Here is a 4,017-nt window from a genome sequence, read left to right on the forward strand (position 1 = left end):
CAACTTTTTCATTGTTAGATATAACTCCTTTTGAGACTTCTTGTCCAATAGCATTTATAATATTATAATCTTGTTCTTCATTTAAGTTAGAAATGGAAATATTGGCATTAGAGGGATTAGGGTATAAATTGAGAATACTGTTTCTTACGACGCCGTTCACAGAAACTACTATAGGTAAATTAAACTTTAAAATTCTATGGCCTAAAAAGTCGGCAATATATAAATGTTTATCATTTAGAGTGAATCCCTGAGGAGCATTCAATCCTGTGACTACATCAATTGCTGATGGTTTAGGATCTGTAATATCAATTTTGGAAATTTTATTTACTCCACCATCTTCAGCAAAATATAAGTCGTCACCTTTTAAGGCAAGTCCTGTAGGGTAATTTAAATCCGAAACTAAAGTGATTAATGTGGGAGTAAGTTCTGTAATATTTATTTTTAAAATTTTACCTTCTGAGTTTTCAGTAAAATATAGGTAGTGATCATTTAGGGCAAGTCCCTCAGGTCTATTTAAATCCGAAACCACAGTGGTTGGTGTGGGAGTAGGTTCTGTAATATTTATTTTCGAAATTTTGCCTTCTGAAGATTCAGCAATATACAGGTCATCACCATTTAGGGCAAGTCCCTCTGGGCCATTTAAGCCGGTAACTACAATGATGGCTGTGGGTGTAGATTTTGTGATATCTATTTTTGAAATTTTACCTCCTGAAGATTCAGCAATATATAGCTCATTACCATTTACAATAAGCCCAGTAGGGTAACTTAAACCCGAAACTACGGTGGTTGGTGTGGGAGTAGGTTCTGTAATATTTATTTTTGAAATTTTGCCTTCTGAAGATTCAGCAATATATAGGTCATCACCATTTAGGGCAAGTGCATAAGGGTAACTTACACCTGTAACTACAGTATTTGTTTGAGCATTAATATGTATAAGATTAAATGCAGTAATTATAAGTATAAAATAAATTTGTTTCATTATTAAGTAATTTTTGTTTCAATGCTTGCTAACGTTTGTACATCTTATTACGTTTATTCTTTCTTTATCTATAGGTTTTTATATATTTATCTACCCAATATAGGCGTGTAAGCGTATAAATAATTACATTTCTAATTATTGAGTTAATCATCTATCTTAAAACACTAATTAACTTTTTTCTTAATCATTTACTGCTGTACCATCCCCTATCGCAATTCTCGCCTCATTTGGTAGGGCAGCTAAAACCAATGCTTTCGAAATAGTAGTGGTTAATTCGTTTTTCTTTAGCTTGTTTCCGATTAGTGCATGCGAAAATAGAATTTTTATTGAAAATCACAAGCTATGCTTGATTAACCTTTGCCATCTATTGATAAACAATCTTAAAATGGAGATAATTGGTATTTTCTAATCTTATTGACCTTTCCTGTGCAGTAGGTCACCTTATTGGGGCAATTGTCTGCACCTCCTGTAGATAAGTTATCCCAATTGGGGCACCTGTTATGCCGATTGGGGCAGTCGGCCAGTGAATTGGGACATACTTTTCATGCATTGGGAGGGGTGGTGACCACCATTGGGAGAGGTGGCTGGTATATTGGGGCAACCGGTGATGCAATTGGGAGGGTGGTTTAGCACATTGGGAGTGGTTTTAAACCTTAAGTAATACCTGACATTAGGTATTTAATACTGGTCCCAATAACATTAATTCAACTGCAAACAACACAATTACTCACCTATTAAGAGTTACATCGCAATTACACTTACAAAAGATAAACATCTTTATGAAGTTTGATTAATTTGAGGCTTTCAAATCATTTATTACAATACTCACCACATATCCAGACAGGTTTAATGCAATTAATCAGACGATGTGTGGTAGAAGCTCCGGGTTCGGATACCAATTTAATTTGGTTTTTTAAAATCGTGAGCTTGGCCGTGTTTGGTGACAGCAATCTGTGTGAATTACAATTCTTCTGTGTATTTTTAAGGTTCATACAAAATCCGATCCGAATGACTATTCAGCGTTTCTGTCTATTATTTCTGTTTGTTACAGGCATACATATTGCGTTTGCACAAATTATCAATACCGAACGTGGCGACAGCATCACTCATAAAAAGCTTGATGTTATTGAAATACCAGGTGCCAGTGCCAATGAGATAGTTAAACTCAACAAGATAGAGAAGTCGATGCTCACTAAGGCTCAATTAGCTCAACTGCTGAAGCCAAGCTATTCCAGGCTGGGTTTAATCGACAGTCTGTTTAATCTTGAGGCAAATATCAATTATAATATCTATAACAAGCGTCATCTTGTTAATAAGCGCTCCTACTGGAACCAACGTCTGGAGCAGATCAACAGCATCGAAGAGAATATAAATGCCGAACTCCGAAAGGTAGAAAACAATATTGCATCGGTTAATACCATCGAAAACAGATGGCATTTCATTGCTCAATCGCGTAATCCCAACCTGACCGATAGTGTTGTGGATAGCAGTATCCGGCGTGTACTCGATAAATCAGGTGTTATTCTTAATCAGCTAAAGACATTGAGCAGGGAACTGCTTCTGGCGCAGGATAAAGCCATTTCTCAATCGTCGGCTATCAGCTCTTTACAAGAGAGTATTTATCAGCGCATCAACGACGAAGAAGATAACCTGTTTGTCCGTAACAAACTGCATTTCAAAGAAATTCTTAACGCACAACAATACATTTCGGCAGTAGCCGTCTTTAAGAAAAATGTGCAGATAGAAGGCCATTTATTATCAGATTATATGAATGACAATCGCGATATCCTGTTCTTACACCTGCTGGTGCTGATCAGTGGTATGCTTATTTTCAGACAAATGAACAGGGCGGTGATCCAAAAGGAGTCCGGCACGGTAAGCTCTTACCACCAGATGCAATTTAACAAACTGCTATCGGCCTATAAAAGCACTGCTTTTGTGCTGATTATCTGGCTGACTGTTTGGTTTTTCCCTAATCAGCCATTGCTGTTTAAAGATATTATCAGGGTGATTATCTGCATTCCATTGTCCATTTTGCTTTACCGCCTTGTTGAACGACGCTTGTTTATCAGCATTATTCTGCTGTTTACTTTGGTTGTTGTGCAGGTTATCATCAACCTCTTCCCTCCCAACCACATGATATTCAAACTCTTTTTACTTCTGGCTTCCATCATTGAGTTTGCAGTATTGGTTTATGTTTATCGCTATGCTGTTAAGCGCCGGTTCAGAAGTAATTTAATGGCCAGCATCACTAAACGAATTCTGCTGATTGCAACTGTGGCTGTAGGAATTATTCTGGTGCTGGGTCTTTTCGGATATGTTGTATTGGCCGAGTTAATGGTCAATGTGATTCTCACCAATACCTTTAGTATTTCATTGCTATTTGTATCGATGCTGATTGTCAATGGCAGTATCGAACACCTGTTTGACAACCATCGTTTTAAACAGTTCAAAGTTGTTAAGCATTATGGCACTGACCTCAAAAAAAGGTTAATACTGCTGGTTACCATCATTGCCCAACTGATGGCTTTGTTTATCATCTTAATGAGTCTGAATATCGACGAGCAAGTCACATCATTTATCACCGGGATTATTACCTATGACTTTAATATTGGTTCGATTAGCTTTTCCATTGGTCGATTGATTATGCTGGTGGTGATCCTTTATCTGTCAATCCTTTTATCGAATATAATTAAGGTACTACTTGAAGAGGACATACTAAACAAAACCAAGTTGGGACAAGGCCTTCCGCATACTATTGCGCTTTTGGCGAAATATGCCCTTATTACCATTGGTATTACGCTGGCTATCTCTACGGCCGGTATTCCCACCACCAGCCTTACCGTTTTGATAGGTGCCTTTGGTGTGGGTATTGGTTTTGGCTTGCAAAACATTTTTAACAACCTGGTTTCGGGACTGATCCTGCTTTTTGAACGCCCAATTAAGATTAACGATATTGTTGAAGTGGGCCAGCTCCTTGGTAGGGTGAAGTCCATTGGTATTCGCTCAAGTATTGTCCGCACTTTTGATGGTGCAGA

Annotated in this window: 3 protein-coding genes; 2 read left to right on the top strand and 1 reads right to left on the bottom strand. The window is 37.6% G+C overall.

The window, feature by feature from the left end:
• On the bottom strand, positions 1-979 hold a 979-nt coding region (locus tag AC4MRQ_RS25250), incomplete at its 3' end, for a Vgb family protein (RefSeq protein ID WP_491200508.1).
• Between the two features lie 444 nt (positions 980-1,423).
• Between AC4MRQ_RS25250 and AC4MRQ_RS25255 the strand changes: the two genes are divergently transcribed.
• Entirely contained in the window at positions 1,424-1,609 is a 186-nt protein-coding gene (locus AC4MRQ_RS25255; protein ID WP_491200509.1) for a hypothetical protein, read from the top strand.
• Between the two features lie 378 nt (positions 1,610-1,987).
• Positions 1,988-4,017 (top strand): mechanosensitive ion channel domain-containing protein (locus AC4MRQ_RS25260; protein WP_491200510.1); only part of this gene is annotated, 2,030 nt, incomplete at its 3' end.

The sequence above is a fragment of the Carboxylicivirga sp. genome, from assembly GCF_982718395.1.